This is a genomic window from Pseudochelatococcus contaminans (assembly GCF_014195635.1).
GTDB classification, from domain to species: domain Bacteria; phylum Pseudomonadota; class Alphaproteobacteria; order Rhizobiales; family Beijerinckiaceae; genus Pseudochelatococcus; species Pseudochelatococcus contaminans.
Genome location: NZ_JACICC010000005.1, coordinates 173,613 through 191,104 on the forward strand (window position 1 = coordinate 173,613; position 17,492 = coordinate 191,104).

Consider the following 17,492-nt stretch of genomic DNA (forward strand, 5'->3'; position numbering starts at 1 on the left):
TGCTCACGCCTCCTGCTTTTTGAGAAGTAAAGTGCCAATGCAGATCAGCACCGGCACCGCGATTGCCAACGGCACAAGGGCGCTCGATACGTCTCCAAACCCGAGCGCCTTCGAGAACGTGCCGCGCGACACGATCATGAAATAGGTCGTCGGATAGAGCTTCGAGATGAAAGCCCCTGCTCCCTCAAGCGACGAAACGGGATCGGTAAGACCGGAAAACTGTACCGCCGGAAGGATGGTGATCAGCGTCGTGGCGAAAACGGCGGCCAGTTGGCTCTTCATGAATGAGGAGATCACAAGCCCGAGCGCCGTGGCGGCAGAAACATAAAGTAGAGCTGAAAGAGTGAACACGGCAAAACTGCCGGTGAACGGCACACGGAAGATAAACACCGCCATCGCAGCCAGCAGGAAGAAGTTTAACATCGCGAGCACGATGTAGGGTATCTGCTTGCCGACAAGGAATTCGAACCGTGTTACCGGCGTCACGTAAAGATTGGTGATCGAGCCAAGCTCCTTCTCGCGCACCACACTGAGGGTGGCGAGCATCGCCGGGATCATCATCAGCAGGATGGGAATGACAGCCGGCACCATCGCAACAAGGCTCTTGATATCCGGATTGTAGCGATAGCGGATTTCGAGACCGAAATCGCCCTGCGTCACATTTCGGCCCAGAGCCTCGCGAGCCTGCGCGGATACCCATGCCGCGTGCATGCCCTGAACGTAGCCGCTGACGGTTTCAGCACGCTGCGGATTCGAGCCGTCGATCCAGCCGCCGATGTCGACGCCCCTGCCCCGCAGCACGTCGCGGCCAAAGCCTGGCGGAATCTCGATGACGAGATTGAGTTCTCCATTCCGCATCCGCCGGTCCATATCCGCATCGTTGCTGATCGGCTCCTTCTCTATGAAGTAGCGCGAACCGGCTATCTGGAGCACGTAATCCCTGCTGATGCTGGAATCGTCCCGGTCGAGCACCGCGAAGGTGAGATCCTCGACATCCATATTGACGCCGAACCCGATCACGAACATCAGAATGACGCTGCCAAGCACCGCAAGCGTCGCGCGAATGGGATCGCGGCGGATCTCCAACGCCTCGCGCATTGTATAGCTCAGCATGCGGCGCGGATCGAAATAGCGGCTGACGAACGATGACGGTGCAGGTGCGATTTCATCTTTAGCTGGCGGAGCTGCCTCCTGTGGCTGCGGTCTCACCTCTGCGGACTGGTCGCGGGCATCGCCAATGGCCTCCTCCAGATAGGCGATGAAAGCCTCTTCGAGGGTCGAAGCGGACCGCTTCTCCTTGATCGCCTGCGGCGTGTCGCTGATCAGCACCTTGCCGGCGTGCATCAACGAGATACGGTCGCACAGTTCCGCTTCGTTCATGAAGTGGGTTGAAACAAAGATGGTGACGCCGTCTTTACGGGACAGGTCGGCAAGGATTTGCCAGAAGCCGTCGCGCGCGACCGGATCGACGCCCGATGTCGGTTCGTCCAGAATGAGGATGTCTGGCGCGTGGATCATTGCAACCGCCAGTGACAGCCGTTGCCGGACGCCGAGCGGCAGAGCATCGGGCAGGACGTCCATGACGTCATCGAGATCGAAGCGCTGCGCCATCTCGTCAATCCGGCCCGGGATCGTCGCCTCGTCAAGCTTGAACAGGCGCGCGTGCAGATCGAGATTCTGCCGCACCGTGAGTTCGCCGTAGAGCGAAAACGCCTGGCTCATGTAACCAACACGCTTCCGCACCGCCATGTCGTTGGGGTCGACTTCCTTGCCGAACAGCTTCGCCGTGCCTTCCGTGGCCGCGAGCAGGCCGGTCAACATCTTCATGGTCGTGGTCTTCCCGCAGCCATTCGAGCCGAGGAAGCCAAAGATCTCGCCGCGCGGAATCTCGAAACTGACGTTGTCGACAGCGGTGAAGTCACCGAAGCGCATGGTCAGATTCCGTGCCTCGATAGCATAGTCGCCATGCGCATCTTTTTCGAAGGGCGGAATCTCGACCTTGTGGTGGTCCTTGCGGTCTGCCTCCGGCAGCAGTGCGATGAAGGCCGCGTCGAGATTCTCCGTTTCCGTTTGCTGCAGAAGCTCTTGCGGAGTGCCGGTCGCAAGGATTTGGCCCGCGTTCATGGCTACCAGCCAGTCGTAGCGCGCCGCCTCCTCCATATAAGCTGTCGCGACCAGCACGCTCATGCCGGGCCTGTCGGCGCGAATACGGTCGATGAGTTCCCAGAATTGGCGGCGCGACAACGGATCAACGCCGGTCGTCGGCTCGTCTAGGATTAACAGGTCGGGATCATGGATAAGGGCGCAACAGAGTCCAAGCTTCTGCTTCATGCCTCCCGAAAGCTTGCCCGCTGGCCGGTCCCGAAAGGGAGCAAGGCCCGTACTTTCCAGCAGGTCCGCGATACGCGCCTCGCGTTCTTCGCGATCCTGCCCAAACAAGCGCCCGAAGAAGTCGACGTTCTCGAAGATCGAGAGCGTATGATAGAGATTTTTGCCCAATCCCTGCGGCATGTAAGCAATGCGGGGGCATACGTTTCGACGATGGCCGGCATCGCGCATATCGCCGCCGAGGACATCAAGCGCGCCCTCCTGCATTGCACGCGCACCGGCAATCAGCGACAATAGCGAGGATTTTCCCACGCCGTCCGGCCCAATCAGCCCGACCATACGCCCGGCCGGAATTGCCAGCGAGATGCCGTCAAGCGCCACGGTTTTGCCGTAGGTCAGCGTGAGCCCTTCGAAGCTGACAGCCGGAGATGAGCGCGTTTCATTCATTGGATAACGTTCGCCTCAAGGAAATCCGGCCAGGGCGCATCAGGATCCAGGCGCACGTAGGCCATCCCCGGCAGGCCCGTTTTCACGTGCTCCAGATACTGCCGAAGCAACTCCGGCGGAATCTGTGCACGCACCCGAAACATCAGCTTCTCACGCTCGACTTCCGTCTCAACGGTCTTGGGCGTGAACTGTGCGACATCGGAAACGAAGGACACTTTTGCGGGAATCGCGACATTTGGCGCGGCATCCATGACAAGGCGGACATCGGTGCCCAGTGCTATCCGCCCGGCCTGCTGCGTCGGCAGGAAGAAGGTCATGAAGACGTCGGAGACATCGACCATGTTCACGACCCGCCCGCCGCTCGACAGAACCTCGCCGGGTTGGGCGACACGATACTGGACGCGTCCGTCCCTCGGCGCCCTGAGCGTGCTGTCATCAATATCGGCCTGTAAACTCTCGATAGCGGCCTTGGCCGCATCGACGGCTACTTCGGCATCGATGACCTGCGCTTTCGATGCACCGATTGCCGCTTCAGAGGCGGCGAGCGACGCGCGTGACGCACTGAGAGCAGCGGTCGCACCGCGCTGGGCTGCCCGGTCATCATCGAGCACTTGCTGCGAGACCGTGTTGTTACGAATGAGTTGTTCCGAGCGCGCCAGCTTGCTCTCGGTGGCGTCCAGCTCAGCCTGACGCTGCTCGATAACAGCTTGCGCCGTCTCATGCTCAGCCTCACGTTGAGTGACGAGACTTTTGGCCGTATGGATGCCGATTTCCGCACGGCGCAACTGCGCCTCCGCCTCGCGCTTCTTGGCGGAAAGCTGGGTGATATCCATCTGTGCCAATACTTGCCCCGAGGTGACGAAATCACCTTCGCGGACGAGAATATCCTGCAACCTACCGGCGGTTTTGGCGGAAATATCGATCTCGACGGCCTCAAGGCGGCCATTGCCGCTGGCAATGCCTTCGGGCAGACCGTCTGCTGTCGAATGTTGCCAGATCTGGTAACCGACGAAGCCGGCAACGACGACAACCCCCGCGAGCAGCCACCTCCTGCTGTGCAAACTCATTCAATACCTCTCTTGAATGGACAACCGATCACGCGGATGAATAGGATCTGGATGCTTTCGAAGCAGGAAAGCATGCGGCACCTTATGTCAACGATTGTTGACTTACAATCCAAATGTCCGTCATTGTCCCCGGCGGCTGTTCAGGAAAGTCGATAAGAATATGTCAGTGAAAAAGGTCGTCCGGGGTGAAGGCGAGACCCGGCAACGTATTCTCAAGGCAGCGATCGAGCATTTCGAGAAGGCGTCCTATGACGACGTCGGGCTGCGGGACATCGCCGCTGATGTCGGTGTGGATGTTGCCTACGTCCATCGCAGTTTCGGATCGAAAGAAGGGCTGTTCCGTGAGGTGTTGTTGACCGCCGGCAAAGCCGAAAGCGTTTCCGAACTAACCGTCGACGAATTGCCTGCCGCATTTGCACGGCAGCTCTTTCAACGGGAACATGACGCTGACGGCGACATCGAACCACTGCTCATTCTCGTTCGCTCGCTGACAAGCCGCAAAGCCGGCGGGCTGGTCAGCGAACGTCTCAGTGCGGAACTCATCGACCCGCTACAGGCCAAGTTCGGAGATTCCGACCCGTTCCGCGCTGCGACGATTATCTCCCTGCTGATCGGCCTCAGCGTCATGCGCAACCTTCTCAAATTGCCTTCCGTGAGCGAGGCCGATGTCATAAGCAGTGAAAAGCTGGTTGCCAGAGCCATCGAAGGGATCATAAACAGCACAGATACGTCGCAAGCTCATGAGTCCGGCAAAAATGTATTGGCGTGAACCTCTTCGGCGACGTTCCGGAATCTCGGTGCTTCTCAGAAGCTGCCCTGTCGTTCTCTTCATCGCCACCAGCGGATGCGCAGCAAGACCGGGGCCAGAGGTGCTTGCGACAGTTTCATCCCCTGCCCCGGAAAGCTCAAGGCAGCATCGCGTCTATGCCGCGACGACGCGGGCCAGAGCGGCAGAAGGCACCAACGCTTACACGGCCAGCCGGTCGAAACAGATGAATTACGCACGCTTCGACGTCTCCGTTCCCCCAGGTCACGTCGCCGGCGAAATCGAATGGCCGAAAGGGGCCCTGAACCCGCAAACGAGCTTCGCCATTGTCGATCAGCGGACACTTGATGAACGCACGTTCTTCCGAACGATCTCTGCCCAGGCGGCACAGGGCGATGTTGGCGTCTTCATTCACGGCTATAACGTCAATTTTCAGGAGGCGCTGTATCGTCTCGTTCAGATGGTGGCAGATGCCAATATCGACGGTGTTCCCGTTCTCTTTTCATGGCCTTCGCAGGCCGCTATTTCCGGTTACGTCGCGGATAAGGAGGCCGTGACCTATTCGCGGGACGATCTGGCTTCCTTACTTGTCCGGCTTGCAGCGAGACCGGGCTCTGGTGAGACGGTGGTGCTCGCGCACAGCATGGGAAGCTGGCTGCTGATGGAGGCGCTCCGCCAGTTGAAACTGCAAGGGCGCGACGATGTGCTTGCCAGGCTGAAAGTATTTCTGGCCGCGCCGGACATCGACAGCAACGTATTCGAAACACAACTTGCAGTCATTGGCCGGATGCGCAAGCCAATCACCATTTTTGTATCAAAAGACGACGTAGCACTTCAGGTGTCTGAATTGCTTGCAGGCGACAGCGCCCGCGTAGGCAAACTTGACGTCAACGATCCCAAGGTCATGGACGCAGCACGGGAAAAGGGCGTGCAGGTCATCGACATCTCGGCCATCGCCACAGACGACAGCCTCAAGCACGGCCGTTTCAGCGCCCTCGCAAGTATGTCGCCACGGTTGACCAAGGACAGCCGCAAGCAGGGCCTCGTCGATGAAGCGGGAGCATTCGTGTTCGACGTCGCCAGTGCCGCGATTAAAGCTCCCTTCCGCCTCGCCAGCAAGATCGTCAGCCCATAAACGACGCTGAACTGCTTAGCGATACAGCGCAAGAGGTATGTCACGCTGCCGCCTGTTGCATCAGTTCTTTGTAGCGAGGGTTGAACCGCCGTAGTCGCCGACTGCGAACTCATTGGGAACCGCTTCACGCAGGCCCTGTCGGTCCGGGTAGATGCCCAGATGCGGGAAAAGCAACTCCGCCACCCGGTAAGCTTCCTCCAGATGCGGATAGCCGGAGCCGACGATGGTATCGATACCCACGGCCCGGTATTCGGCGAGACGTTCGGCAATCTGCTCGCCGGTGCCGACAAGCGCCGTGCCGACACCCGTCCGCACCAGCCCAACGCCTGCCCACAGATTAGGGGCGACGACCAGCTTATCGCGCCGCCCGCCGTGCAGTTCCGCCTGCCGACGCTGACCGACCGAGTCCATTTCCTCAAGGAAGCGCCGATAAGTCCGTTCAATCTGCTCGTCGGAAATATGGCTGATGAGCCGATCTGCCGCCCGCCATGCTTCCTCCTCCGTCTCGCGAACGATGAAATGCAGCCGCATGCCGAAGCGTAGCTTGCGGCCCTTCGCCTCGGCCTTGCGGCGCACGGAATCGAGCTTTTCCTTAACCTGCGCCACGGGCTCGCCCCATGTCAGATACAGGTCGGTGGCGGCAGCGGCAAGTTCCTGCCCGGCCTCCGACGAACCGCCGAAGTAGAGTGCGGGACGGGGCGACTGTACCGGCGGAAAATCAATACGCGCACCTTTAAGCTTGTAATATTCACCGTCGAAGTCGACTTCCTCGCCGGTGATAAGCCGCGTCCAGATGTCGAGGAACTCGGCCCCTTGCCTGTAACGCTCGTCGTGGCCGAGGTAAATGCCATCGCCGGCAAGTTCCGTCGGATTGCCTCCAACCACCACGTTAAGCAGCAACCGGCCGCCACTGAGACGGTCGAGCGCCACGGTCTGCCGGGCTGCAAAGGCCGGCGAGGTGACACCCGGACGCAGGGCGACAAGAAATTTCAGCCGCTCCGTCACCGTGGCAAGGCCAGTGGCCGTGATCCAGGAATCCTCGCAGCTCTGGCCCGTGGGCAGCAACACGCCCTTGAATCCGAGCTGGTCGACAGCAATGGCGATCTGCTTGAAGTAACCAAATTCCGGCCGCCGGCTTCGCTTGTCGGAACCTAGATAGGTTCCATCGCCATGAGTTGGGATGAACCAGAAGAAATTCAGCGGATCACTGGGCGAAAGGGCGATGCTCATCGGATTCCTCATGCGCTGGCAACAAGTGTCTTCGTTTCATTCAGAAACAGCCGTGTTTCAGATTGCGTCTACGGGGGCGGGCCTGAAGTGGGAGAGACTATGCCTCGCATTCAGCAGTTCGCGGGTGTACGGCTCCTTGGGGGAGCTGAAAATGGCGTTCACGTCACCATGTTCGACGACCCGACCGGCCTTCATGACGACGACGGAGTCGCTGATGTGCTGGACGACGCCGAGATCATGCGAAATGAACAGGATCGACAGGCCAAGCTGTTTCTGGATGTCACGGAGAACATCCAGGATCTGCGCCTGAATGGACACGTCCAGCGCCGAAACGGCCTCGTCCGCCACCAGCAGACGCGGCTCCACCGCCAGCGCCCTTGCGATGGCGACCCGCTGCCGCTGACCTCCCGACAGCTCCCTTGGACGCCTGAGAGCATGCAACCGCTCAAGGCCGACCAGCTCCAGCAGTTCATATGACCTCGCATCCCGCTTCGCCGTGTTGCGATAGGCGGGCAGCGTCCCCAGCGCATCGCCGAGCAGCCGCAGAACGGTGTGGCGGGGATCGAACGAGCCCAACGGATCCTGGCTGATGAGTTGCACCAGATGACGGCGCGGCCGGCGCTTTGTCTCAGGCAATGCGCTCCACGGCTTTCCGTCTATCAGCACCTCGCCGGAATCGGCGTGTTCGAAGCCGAGGATAATTCTCGCAACTGTACTTTTGCCAGAACCGGATTCACCGACGATTCCGAGCGTCCGACCATACTCCAGCGAGAACGAGACGTGATCGACGGCAACTCTCGGGTGGCGGGTTGAGGAGTGGAAAGTCTTCGTCAGGTTGCGCACTTCCAGAATGTCGCCCCCGTCCCCGCCCGACGCCGAAGGCGGCCGCAGCCGGACAAGATCGAGCGGCGGCAGGGGCGAGAGACGCTTGCCCCTCGTCTGCTGTCCGGGAATGGCTTGCAGCAGCGCTTTCGTGTAGGCGTGCCGGGGGCGCGACAACACATCCCCTGCCGTCCCGCGCTCCACCACCTCGCCTTGCCGGAAAACCAGTATCTCGTCGGCGAAAGTCGAAGCCACGGTCAGGTCGTGGGTGATGAGGAGAATGGCGAGTCCCTTTTCCTGACTCTGTTTCAGCAGCCGGAGCACCTGCACCTGAATGCTGACGTCGAGAGCGGTCGTCGGCTCGTCCGCGATCAGTATCCGGGGTGCGGCTGCTATGCCGGCCGCGATCAGCGCGCGCTGCCGCAACCCACCCGACAACTGGTGCGGATATTCATCATAGCGCCGCTCGCCATCAGGAATGCCAACGCGCCCCAATATGTCGACGACATGGCTTCTGATCTCCCGCTTCGTTTTTAGCCGGTGTTCGAGCACAGTCTCGCCCACCTCGAAGCCGACCGTCTTCAGCGGATCAAGCGACGTGAGTGCATCCTGCAAGACATAGCCGATCCCTGCTCCCCGGATACGCCGCCAGTCAACCTGGGTGGCATTGGAATAGTCATGATCGAGTATGCGCAGGCGCTCGTGTCGGACCTGGGCGTTATCACCGACGAGGCCGAGAAGCGCCCTGGCGGTGACGCTTTTTCCGGAACCGGATTCGCCCACGAAGGCCAGCACCCTGCCCGGATGCAGGGTAAAGGATACGTCGCGCACGACATGACGCCCTTCTCCGCCGGCTGGGAAAGAAATGTTCAGGTTCTCCACCTCCGCGATGGCGGCGGGAACCGCAGACGCGGGAGCGATTGCGCTCTCCCGGGCGCGCAGGAGGGACATAAACTAACTCTCTTTCTGCAGATATCGCTTCTGAAGGCTTTTGCCGACGACGGTGACGGACAAAACCGTGAGCGATATCGCGATGCCGGGAAATACCCCCAGCCACCAGGCATGCTCGATCACACTGCGACCCTCCGACAGCAACAGCCCCCACTCCGGGGCCGGCGGCTGGGGACCGAGCTTCAGGAAACTCAGCGTGCTGCCGGCGAGAATGGAGCCGCCGATGGATATCGTCGCCAGCACAAAAACAGGATGAATGGCGTTGGGAATGACATGCCGGCATACGACCGCGGTCTTGCTGAAGCCGAACCCGACAGCGGATTCCACATAGCCGGCATTGCGAACGACGAGAACCTCCGCCCGCACGAGCCGGGCGAATTGCGGGATGAGGCCGATGCCGATCGCCCACAGTGTGTTGACGAGGCCCGTCCCCAGCAGGGCCACGACCACGAGAGCGAGCAGAATGGACGGCAAGGCCATCAGCACATCATTGAACCGCATCAGGGCCTGATCGAGCCACCGCCCGCCAAAACCGGCAAGCGCGCCGAAAACGATACCGCCGGCAAGCGCAATCAGCGTTGCGCCGAAACCGATCGACACCGAATAAGCGGAGCCGTGAACGACGCGGGAGAACAAATCCCGCCCCAGATTGTCCGTGCCAAACCAGTGCTCGCGGCTCGGGGGCTGCAATGCCGCCAGCGGATCGATCGTTATGGGCGAGTGCGTCGCAATAGCCTCGGGAAAGAGAACCTGTATCGCGATGAGCACCAAAAAAACCACGGACAGGATGACCGCGACAGACAAACGCTTGGGGCGCGCAGACAGCCGGTTCGTAACGGCATTGTTCGTATTGTCCCGGCTCATCAGACGCTCGACCCTATGCGTTTGTCGACGAGGCCATAAGACAGATCGACCAGAATGTTGACGAGCACGAAAAACGCCGCCGACACGATGACGACGCCCAGCACCAGCGGGATATCGTGCGTGGTGATGGCCGCGACGGTGATGGTGCCCAGCCCCGGTCGCCCGAACACGGTTTCCGTCACGACGACGCCGGTGAGCACGTTGCCGGCGAAGGTGCCGGTGATGGTCGCCGCCGGAATGTAGCTGTGCTTGAGCGCATGGCCCCAGCGCACCGAGCCGTCGGACAGCCCGCGGCTCCTTGCGGTGAGAATGAACGGCTCCTTGAGCGCCCGCTCGATACTCTCTCGCATCACCTGCGACAATTGGCCGACGAGGCCAAGCGCGATGGTGGCCGCCGGCAGCACCAGCGACAAGGGATTATCGAGTGCGACGATGGGAAACCAGTTGAGCGTGAACGAAAACACGAGGATCAGGATGATGCCGATCCAGAACGACGGCATCGAGATCGTCACCAGCTCGAACACGAAAGCGAACCGGCGCAGCAGGGTCGACGACCCGGCCGTGAGCGTCGCCAGCGGGACGGATATGACCACGGCGAGCACCAATCCCGCCACTGCCAGAATGACGGTGGACCACACACCGGAATAAAGCAGCGTCGCTACTTCCGTGCGCTGCTGGTACGATCTTCCCAGATCCCCATGAACGAGACGTTCGATGTAAAGCAGATACTGCTCATGCACCGGCCGCTCTAATCCCCAGTCGCGGCGCACTTCCTCAAGCTGTTCTTCGGTCGGAATTTCATCGCCGCCGAAGAGAAGCGCGGCCGGATCGCCGGGAACGATCTGAAGGAACGCAAAGGTGAGCGTGACCGTGAACCACAGGACCACGACGCCCAGCGCCACCCGCCTCGACAAGGATACGAGAATGGATTGAAGCGGCATAAACTGTCAGAACTCTTTTTGCATTATGTACTTCGGCACCGGCAGCCCCGGATGACAGCGCATTACTGCAATGCGCCGACTATTCTCGGGACACCCGATGCCTATCGCTTCACGCTTACTTGGCGACCCAGACATCGTAGACGCCCTCGGGCGAGCCGATCTGGTTGATGAAGCCAAGGCCGTTCACCTTGTTGCTGGCAGCAATCTGGTATGCCTGCACGAGCAGCGGGATGTAGGTCACATCGTCGATGACCGCCTTGCGCTGAAGCTCGTGGAAGATTTTGATCCGTTGCGCGTTGTCAGATGTCGCGAGCGCCTCGGCCGCAAGATCCTTCAACGGCTGGATCGACGGATCAGCCTTGTTATCAGTGGCGAGCGCGCCGCCATTGGACAGGCCATTCAGTGATTTCCGCACATCAGAATGCAGCCATGTCGACGGATAGATATGGACGGCCCCGGAGGCGACTTCCTTCAAGTAGGTGCTGGAAGGCGTGAGGTCGACGATGAACTCCAGTCCGATATTCTGCTTCAACTGTTGCGAAATGCCTTGCAGCAGCGTGCTGCGCTGTTCGCGGTCGAGCTGGGTGGGATAGAGCACGCGAACGGAAAGCCGCTTGCCATCCTTGACACGAAAACCCTCGCTGTCACGCTCTGTCCAGCCCGCTTCGTCGAGCAGCTTGTTGGCGTTCTCGACGTTATTGCCCCATGCGCCCTCAAGGCTCTTGTCGTAGAACGGACTGACGGGGCTGGTGTGCGACCATGCGCGCCGGATTTCACCCCGATAAAGGGACTTCACGAGCGCGTCGAGATCGAACCCGTCGCGCAGCGCCTGCCTCACCCTGACGTCATCGAGCGGCGACAGAAAAGCATTGAGCGAAAGCTTGAACGTATCGCCGTTTGCGTCGTTGCTAAGGTAGACGAAACCGTCGCGGTCCTTGAACTTCGATACGTCGAGCGCGGAAATGCCTTCGATCACGTCAACCTGCGCCGGCAAGGCTCCAACGCGGCTCGATGGCTCCGCCAGGAAGCGGTAGGTCACCTTGTCCAGATAGGCCTTGCCCTGATGCGCCTTGGTTTCCGGCGCCCAGTTGTAATCGTCGAAACTCTCCAGCACCACCTGCGCGCCCTTCTGATACGAAGAGATCCTGAACGGACCTGTGCCCGCCAGATTCTGCCCGCCGGAAGGCAGATCGTTCAGATGCTCGGTCAACGACTTGGGCGAGATGATGCCCCAGCCGATATAAGCGATTGAATCGAGAAAGCTCGCATCGGGCTTCTTCAGCCGCACCTCGACTGTGCGATCATCCACGACAGTCGCAGAGTCATAGTTGGGGAAAGCGTAGATCGAGTAAGGGGTCTCGTTTGCCTTGTCGAGATTGAGTTTGACCGCCGCCGCATCGAGCTTCTCGCCATCGTGGAAAGTAACACCGTCGCGCAGCCTGAATGTATAGACGGTGCCATCGTCGCTCACCGAATAAGATTCGGCCAGCGAAGGCACGAAATCACCATTTTCGGTCTTCTCCAGCAGTGTATCGAATATATTCCGCAAGTAGAGGAATGCGTTTGCCTGATTGTTCTGATGCGGGTTCCAGTTTACCGGGTCGGTCTGGGTGCCATAGGTGATTTCACCGCCGGACACCGGCTCGGCTGCCGCATGACGCGGGGCTGCCACCCCGATTCCGCCGAGGACGAGAATTCCGGCGAGGGCGGAAACGATGAACTTCTTCTTGGCCATTTTGCTATCCCGAAACTGTTTCCCGCGCCACAACTGCTGCGGCAGAACAAGCGCGAATCGAATGAGTCATCCAAGAAATATCATAATTTCTATATTTTTAGTGATTTAATGCGCTATCACGTCCATAGTCTGTTATTCCGTTGAATCGGGATGGAAAAGCCATTCTCCATCAGACTGTTCGCAATCATGACAGGAAGCAGGTTCGTCATCTTCGAAAGGTTTCGGCCGCATCAGACGGGCGCTTCATGGCTGGCGGCTCACGGCTGGCGACATGCCGTCGCCGGCCAGGTGCGGTCGCTGCACCGAGTTCAGAACGCGTATCCAAATTTGTGAAACACCAGGACGCACAATTATGTCTGCCTATCATCTTCCGGATGCCGAAAAGCTGGCCGCCGCCCATAAGACGCTTCACTTTTTTGCCTATCTCGTCGGCGCCGGGCACCATATCGCCGCGTGGCGGCATCCTTCGGCAAATCCCGCTGCCGCCATCTCGTTCGACCACTATCGATCCCTTGCGGACATTGCGGAACAAGGGGTTCTCGATGCGGTTTTCTTCGCCGATTCCTTGGCCGTAAACGAACAGTCGCACCACGGCATCCTCGACCGTTTCGATCCGGTGGGGCTGATTACCGCCCTTGCGCCCGTCACGAAAAACGTCGGGCTCATCGCAACAGCCTCCACGTCATACGACGAGCCTTACAATCTGGCGCGCGCGCTTCTTTCCGCCGATCGCATCAGCAAGGGGCGCGCCGGCTGGAACATCGTGACGACGCGCGATCTGACCAACACCACCGCCCGGAATTATGGCCGGCCGGAACATTACGAACATTCGATCCGCTATGAGCGCGCGGAAGAGTTCGTCGATGTCGTACGCGGTCTGTGGCGCTCGTGGGAGCCCGATGCATTTACATATGACAAGGTGTCAGGCCAGTTCTTTGACCCTGCAAAATTGCACCGCATCAATCATCGCGGCAACCTCTTTCCCCAGGTCGACGGGCCGTTGAACATCGCGCCTTCCGAACAGGGCGAACCCCTTCTGGTGCAGGCCGGATCATCTGAGCCGGGCATCGCGCTGGGCGCACGTGTCGCCAATGCGATCTTCACTTTTCAGCCGGATATTCCCGCCGCGCAGCAGTTTCGCGATAAAATTCGCGACAAGGCGCGCGCATCCGGACGCAACCCGGATGAAGTCTACGTGCTCGGCGGCATCTCGCCCATCGTTGCTGAGACCGAAGCGAAAGCATGGGATCTTATTCGCGAGCTTGACGATCTGGTCGAGGAACCCAAGATCCTCAGCTTCCTGGATGATTACTTCGGTCACGCGATCGACTTCCGCCAGTTTACCCAGGAAACGAGCGTCGCCGATTCAGGAATCCTTGCCCTTCCGGAGCTTCGCAAAGATTTCTGGAAAACTCACGAGCGTATTAGCGGTCGGGAAAAGTCCGTCACGCTCAAGCAGCTCTACTCCCACCTGACGGGTGTCAGCTTCCTCCCCGATTTTGTGGGCGAACCGGAAAAGGTGGCAGACAACCTCATCCGATGGTTCGAAGCAGGCGCTTTCGACGGCTACATCCTCATCAACCCGCTGCTGCCGCGCGACCTGAGCAACTTCGTGGAGCAGGTCGTGCCCATCCTTCAGCGTCGAGGATACAGCCCCAAGAGCTATTCGCATCCCACGCTTCGCGGACGATTGGGACTCATAGACGGCTGATATCCACATCCGCTTTTTGAGGCGCAGGAGACGTTGAACGTGCCCCTCCGCCCCAAGGTGGCGTGGTGCAGCTTGAGAGCAGCCAGTCAGCCAAATCAGAAAAGGTGCCCTCGGATCACGTCGCGTCTTCGGAATGCTACGCTCTGACGACAATGCCCCCTTGCCGTGCGGCGATATTCGATGAGATTCATCACAGTTGAATCTCCCGGCGTGGAGTTATGTGGAGCACAGAATGGACGACGACCTCGACGGCATGGACCGCGCATCCCTGATCGCGGAAGTGAAGCGTCTGCGCGCCGGTATCCGCGCCCATCGCGACAGTTCGGGGCATGACCTTTGCTGGTTTCATCCCCAGCTTTGGGGGTTGCTGCCCGAACCGATTGCGCCGGACGTGGCGGTTCCGCCCTGGCCGAAGTTTATGCGCGGCTGCATCGCCTACCGGGAATCACTCGAACGAGAGCTTGCCGATGCGCCCGTCCATGACAAAGAATTTGGTGAAGACTGATCTGACCTGGCGCGCCATTCGCCAGATTTCTTATGGAGAAGCATCTCGTCGACCACACTGGCGCCCTGCGGCGAAGGTCAAGACATAGACGCCCTCTCTCGCCGGCCTGATGTCGAGGGCCATGAGCTGGATGCCAAGCTGCCGGTCCGATACCGACCTCAAACCGCTTCCGCATGGTCTTCGGAGGTCTGGAGCCGGGCGATATCCTGTCGCGGCGGCGCGCCGAAAAGGCGGCGATATTCGCGGCTGAATTGAGACGGGCTATCATAGCCCACTGCGAAAGCGGCAGACCCCGCACTCACACCACTCACCAGCATCAGGCGCCGCGCTTCCTGCAAACGCAACTGCTTCTGATACTCCAGCGGAGTCATTCGCGTGATTGCCTTGAAATGGTGGTGAAGCGATGAGGGGCTCATGCCCGCAGAAGCCGCTATCTGGTCTATCCTCAACTGAGTCTGAAAGCCCTTGCGGATCGTGGCGATGGCACGGTTGACCTGCGCCAAATGGCTGTCGACGCAGGCCATCTGGCGCAGCAGCGCGCCGTGCGGCCCGGTGAGTAGCCGATAGAGGATCTCGCGCTCAATCAGCGGCGCCAGCACGGCGATGTCACGGGGACGGTCGAGCAGCCCGACCAGCCGACAGGCGGCGTCGATGAGGTCCGGATCACCCGGATAAACAGCCAGAACCGGAAGATCGTGCCGGGGCACCGCACCGCGCTCGTCAACCAGAAGATCGGCGAGCGCCGAAAGGTCGAGATCGATCTTGCAGCACAGATACGGCAAGTCCGCGCTTGCCTCAAGCACATGACCGACCAGCGGCAGATCGACCGAGACGAGCAAATAGCGCGAGGCGTCATAGACCACGCTGTGCTCACCCAGTGATACACGCTTGGCCCCCTGGGCGATCAGACAAAGCGAGGCTTCGTAGATTGCCGGCACGGGTGCGCTCGGCTCGTTGCTGCGTATCAGCGACAGCCGTTGCATCGGGGTGCCGCACATGCCTGATTCCGGGGCATGGCGCATGATGAGCTGTGCGAGTTTTGCGATTGCGTTCATGTCACCTTGATCGACCATGACCAGCTGGTCCGCAAGCCTAATCCGCCATGGCTGGAGGATTGTGCAAGAAGTCCGGGCGATCGCGCTACCGCAATCTCCCCCGTCCGCACCAGAATGATGCCCGTCATCCCAAGTGATCCCAAGCAAAAGTGATCCCAAAGCAAAAGGAACGACCATGACCGGAATCAGCGAGAAGATCGTACTCATCACCGGCGCCTCCAGCGGCATAGGCGAAGCGACGGTACGCGAATTGGCAGCAGCCGGGGCCAGGCTGTTCATCGGCGCACGCCGTGCCGATCGGCTGAAGGCTCTCGCCGAAGAGCTGGGCGAGCGCGTCGCATGGCGCGAACTCGATGTCACCGATGCAGCGAGCTTCGAGGCATTCGCCGACGCTGCCGAGGCGCGGTTCGGAGGCATCGATGTGCTTGTCAACAATGCAGGTGTGATGCCGCTTTCGCCGCTGGCCGCGCTCAAGCGTGACGAGTGGAAGCGGATGATCGACGTCAACATCCACGGCGTGCTCAACGGGATCGCCGCGGTGCTGCCGCGCTTTATCGCGAAGGGTAATGGCCACGTGGTCAACGTTGCCTCGGTCGGTGCGCATCTCGTCTTGCCGACTGCCGCGGTCTATTGCGGAACGAAATATGCCGTGTGGGCCATCACCGAAGGGCTGCGGCAGGAGCATGAGAACATCCGCTCCACGATCATCTCCCCCGGCGTCACCGCGACCGAGCTTGGCGATGACATCAGCGATCCGCAGGTCGCCGCAGCGCTCAAGGACTGGCGGCAAAAGTCGCTGACCCCGGACGCGATTGCCCGCGCCATACGCTATGCGCTTGAGCAGCCGGATGGCGTCGATGTGAACGAGATCATCGTGCGGCCCACCGCCGCCAATATGTAATCTGCGACGAAGTCATTATAGCGGCTTTCGGGCGAGCACATTTGTTCCCCGAAAGCCGCCATGGCGGGGCCAAGCGGACGACCTCAGCGCAGATTGTCGACCAGAAAATCCACGAAGACCCGGATTCGGGCCGGAATGTTTCCGCCGCCGACAAAGACGGCATGGATATGCTCGACATCGCCGGGGTTATACTCTTCAAGCAGCGGGACAAGACTGCCGCTTTCGAGTTCCGCGGCGACGCTGAACTTGCCAACGCGTGTGATGCCGACCCCCTGCACGGCAAGCTCACCCAATGTCTCGCCATTGTTCGCCTCGATCGTGCCCTTCACCGAAAGCGCGAAGTCCTCGCCGCCACGGCGGAATGGCCATGTCGGCTCAACACGGCGGAAATTGAAGTTGAGGCAATTGTGATCATGCAAATCCTCCGGCACACATGGCGTGCCGGCGCGCCGCAGATAGTCCGGCGAGGCAACGATCACCCGGCCTGTCTCCCCCAGCTTGCGCGCCATCAGACCGCTGTCGGCGAGCGGCCCGAAGCGGATCGCCACATCCGCCTGCCCGCCCGCCACGTCGACGAGCGTGTCCGTCAAAGCGATATCGACCAGGATGTTCGGGTAAAGCCGCATGAATTCGCCGAGCAACGGCACCACGCATAGGCGGCCATGCGATTGCGCCGCGCTGATCCGTAACCGTCCGCGCGGTGCCCCCTGATCGGCGATCTGCTGCTCGACGTCGTTCAGGTCCGTCAGGATACGCCGCGCAGCCAGAAGATAGGAGCGCCCCTCCGCCGTCAGGGTCAGGGCGCGCGTCGAGCGCAGCAGCAACCGCACGCCGAGCCGTGTCTCAATCCGGTCAATCGTTCGGCTGACGGCGGATGGAGTGAGATCGAGCGCCCGCCCGGCCGCCGAGAAGCTGCCAAGATCCACCGCCGCCATGAATATCTCAAGAGCGCGGGCGCGATCCGCGCCGTCCGTCGTCTTTGCGTGCATGGCAAAAATCCTTCGTTCCAAGACACTCTATTCTCGTGCGGTTTC

At 60.3% G+C, this 17,492-nt stretch carries 14 protein-coding genes; 5 read left to right on the top strand and 9 right to left on the bottom strand.

Annotation, left to right across the window (positions count from 1 at the left end; genetic code table 11):
* Positions 1–3: 3 nt before the first annotated feature.
* Together rbbA and FHS81_RS11380 are read right to left on the bottom strand one after the other, a co-directional pair.
* Positions 4–2,775 carry a ribosome-associated ATPase/putative transporter RbbA gene (gene rbbA / locus FHS81_RS11375; RefSeq protein ID WP_183753065.1) on the bottom strand — a complete coding sequence of 924 codons (2,772 nt, stop codon included), beginning with the start codon at positions 2,773–2,775 and terminating at the stop codon, positions 4–6.
* A complete protein-coding gene (locus FHS81_RS11380; RefSeq protein WP_183753067.1) occupies positions 2,772–3,842 on the bottom strand; it encodes an HlyD family secretion protein in 1,071 nt (356 codons plus the stop codon). The genes rbbA and FHS81_RS11380 overlap by 4 nt, the downstream gene beginning before the upstream one ends.
* 160 nt (positions 3,843–4,002) lie before the next feature.
* On the opposite strand from FHS81_RS11380, the gene FHS81_RS11385 reads away from it, so the two are divergent.
* Both FHS81_RS11385 and FHS81_RS11390 read left to right on the top strand, forming a co-directional pair.
* Positions 4,003–4,611, top strand: a complete 609-nt coding sequence (locus tag FHS81_RS11385; protein ID WP_183753069.1) for a TetR/AcrR family transcriptional regulator — start codon at positions 4,003–4,005, stop codon at positions 4,609–4,611.
* Positions 4,612–4,639: 28 nt separating this feature from the next.
* A complete protein-coding gene (locus FHS81_RS11390) occupies positions 4,640–5,743 on the top strand; it encodes an alpha/beta hydrolase (RefSeq protein WP_343052478.1) in 1,104 nt (367 codons plus the stop codon).
* A 60-nt stretch (positions 5,744–5,803) separates the two neighbouring features.
* Here the strand turns inward: FHS81_RS11390 and ssuD are convergent, their stop codons facing one another.
* From ssuD to FHS81_RS11415, 5 genes are all read right to left on the bottom strand, one after another.
* The gene (gene ssuD, locus FHS81_RS11395) at positions 5,804–6,973 is read right to left on the bottom strand and encodes an FMNH2-dependent alkanesulfonate monooxygenase (RefSeq protein ID WP_183753072.1); all 1,170 of its coding nucleotides are present in this window, start codon (positions 6,971–6,973) and stop codon (positions 5,804–5,806) included.
* A gap of 57 nt (positions 6,974–7,030) precedes the next feature.
* Positions 7,031–8,746, bottom strand: a complete 1,716-nt coding sequence (locus tag FHS81_RS11400) for a dipeptide ABC transporter ATP-binding protein (protein WP_183753074.1) — start codon at positions 8,744–8,746, stop codon at positions 7,031–7,033.
* Positions 8,747–8,749: 3 nt separating this feature from the next.
* The gene (locus tag FHS81_RS11405; protein WP_183753076.1) at positions 8,750–9,610 is read right to left on the bottom strand and encodes an ABC transporter permease; all 861 of its coding nucleotides are present in this window, start codon (positions 9,608–9,610) and stop codon (positions 8,750–8,752) included.
* A complete protein-coding gene (locus FHS81_RS11410; protein ID WP_183753078.1) occupies positions 9,610–10,551 on the bottom strand; it encodes an ABC transporter permease in 942 nt (313 codons plus the stop codon). Before FHS81_RS11410 ends, FHS81_RS11405 begins: the two co-directional genes overlap by 1 nt.
* A gap of 115 nt (positions 10,552–10,666) precedes the next feature.
* Positions 10,667–12,286: an ABC transporter substrate-binding protein gene (locus FHS81_RS11415; protein WP_183753080.1), complete on the bottom strand. Its 1,620-nt coding sequence runs from the start codon at positions 12,284–12,286 to the stop codon at positions 10,667–10,669.
* A gap of 352 nt (positions 12,287–12,638) precedes the next feature.
* Between FHS81_RS11415 and FHS81_RS11420 the strand changes: the two genes are divergently transcribed.
* Both FHS81_RS11420 and FHS81_RS11425 read left to right on the top strand, forming a co-directional pair.
* Positions 12,639–13,997, top strand: coding sequence for an NtaA/DmoA family FMN-dependent monooxygenase (locus tag FHS81_RS11420; protein ID WP_183753082.1), 1,359 nt, complete (start codon positions 12,639–12,641; stop codon positions 13,995–13,997).
* 232 nt (positions 13,998–14,229) lie between these two features.
* The gene (locus FHS81_RS11425) at positions 14,230–14,502 is read left to right on the top strand and encodes a hypothetical protein (protein ID WP_183753084.1); all 273 of its coding nucleotides are present in this window, start codon (positions 14,230–14,232) and stop codon (positions 14,500–14,502) included.
* Positions 14,503–14,660: 158 nt separating this feature from the next.
* On the opposite strand, the gene FHS81_RS11430 is transcribed toward FHS81_RS11425, so the two are convergent.
* Positions 14,661–15,575, bottom strand: coding sequence for an AraC family transcriptional regulator (locus FHS81_RS11430; RefSeq protein ID WP_246374976.1), 915 nt, complete (start codon positions 15,573–15,575; stop codon positions 14,661–14,663).
* Positions 15,576–15,732: 157 nt separating this feature from the next.
* On the opposite strand from FHS81_RS11430, the gene FHS81_RS11435 reads away from it, so the two are divergent.
* Positions 15,733–16,458, top strand: a complete 726-nt coding sequence (locus FHS81_RS11435) for an SDR family oxidoreductase (protein ID WP_183753086.1) — start codon at positions 15,733–15,735, stop codon at positions 16,456–16,458.
* Positions 16,459–16,541: 83 nt separating this feature from the next.
* Here FHS81_RS11435 and FHS81_RS11440 read toward each other — a convergent pair whose 3' ends face one another.
* Positions 16,542–17,447, bottom strand: coding sequence for a LysR substrate-binding domain-containing protein (locus FHS81_RS11440; protein ID WP_183753088.1), 906 nt, complete (start codon positions 17,445–17,447; stop codon positions 16,542–16,544).
* Between the last annotated feature and the right edge of the window lie 45 nt (positions 17,448–17,492).

What these genes read in the sequence shown, in the direction of transcription:
- rbbA (WP_183753065.1), bottom strand. Translation starts at nt 2,775, where the DNA reads ATGAATGAAACGCGCTCATCTCCGGCTGTCAGCTTCGAAGGGCTCACG.
- FHS81_RS11380 (WP_183753067.1), bottom strand. Translation starts at nt 3,842, where the DNA reads ATGAGTTTGCACAGCAGGAGGTGGCTGCTCGCGGGGGTTGTCGTCGTT.
- FHS81_RS11385 (WP_183753069.1), top strand. Translation starts at nt 4,003, where the DNA reads ATGTCAGTGAAAAAGGTCGTCCGGGGTGAAGGCGAGACCCGGCAACGT.
- ssuD (WP_183753072.1), bottom strand. Translation starts at nt 6,973, where the DNA reads ATGAGCATCGCCCTTTCGCCCAGTGATCCGCTGAATTTCTTCTGGTTC.
- FHS81_RS11400 (WP_183753074.1), bottom strand. Translation starts at nt 8,746, where the DNA reads ATGTCCCTCCTGCGCGCCCGGGAGAGCGCAATCGCTCCCGCGTCTGCG.
- FHS81_RS11405 (WP_183753076.1), bottom strand. Translation starts at nt 9,610, where the DNA reads ATGAGCCGGGACAATACGAACAATGCCGTTACGAACCGGCTGTCTGCG.
- FHS81_RS11410 (WP_183753078.1), bottom strand. Translation starts at nt 10,551, where the DNA reads ATGCCGCTTCAATCCATTCTCGTATCCTTGTCGAGGCGGGTGGCGCTG.
- FHS81_RS11415 (WP_183753080.1), bottom strand. Translation starts at nt 12,286, where the DNA reads ATGGCCAAGAAGAAGTTCATCGTTTCCGCCCTCGCCGGAATTCTCGTC.
- FHS81_RS11420 (WP_183753082.1), top strand. Translation starts at nt 12,639, where the DNA reads ATGTCTGCCTATCATCTTCCGGATGCCGAAAAGCTGGCCGCCGCCCAT.
- FHS81_RS11425 (WP_183753084.1), top strand. Translation starts at nt 14,230, where the DNA reads ATGGACGACGACCTCGACGGCATGGACCGCGCATCCCTGATCGCGGAA.
- FHS81_RS11430 (WP_246374976.1), bottom strand. Translation starts at nt 15,575, where the DNA reads ATGGTCGATCAAGGTGACATGAACGCAATCGCAAAACTCGCACAGCTC.
- FHS81_RS11435 (WP_183753086.1), top strand. Translation starts at nt 15,733, where the DNA reads ATGACCGGAATCAGCGAGAAGATCGTACTCATCACCGGCGCCTCCAGC.
- FHS81_RS11440 (WP_183753088.1), bottom strand. Translation starts at nt 17,447, where the DNA reads ATGCACGCAAAGACGACGGACGGCGCGGATCGCGCCCGCGCTCTTGAG.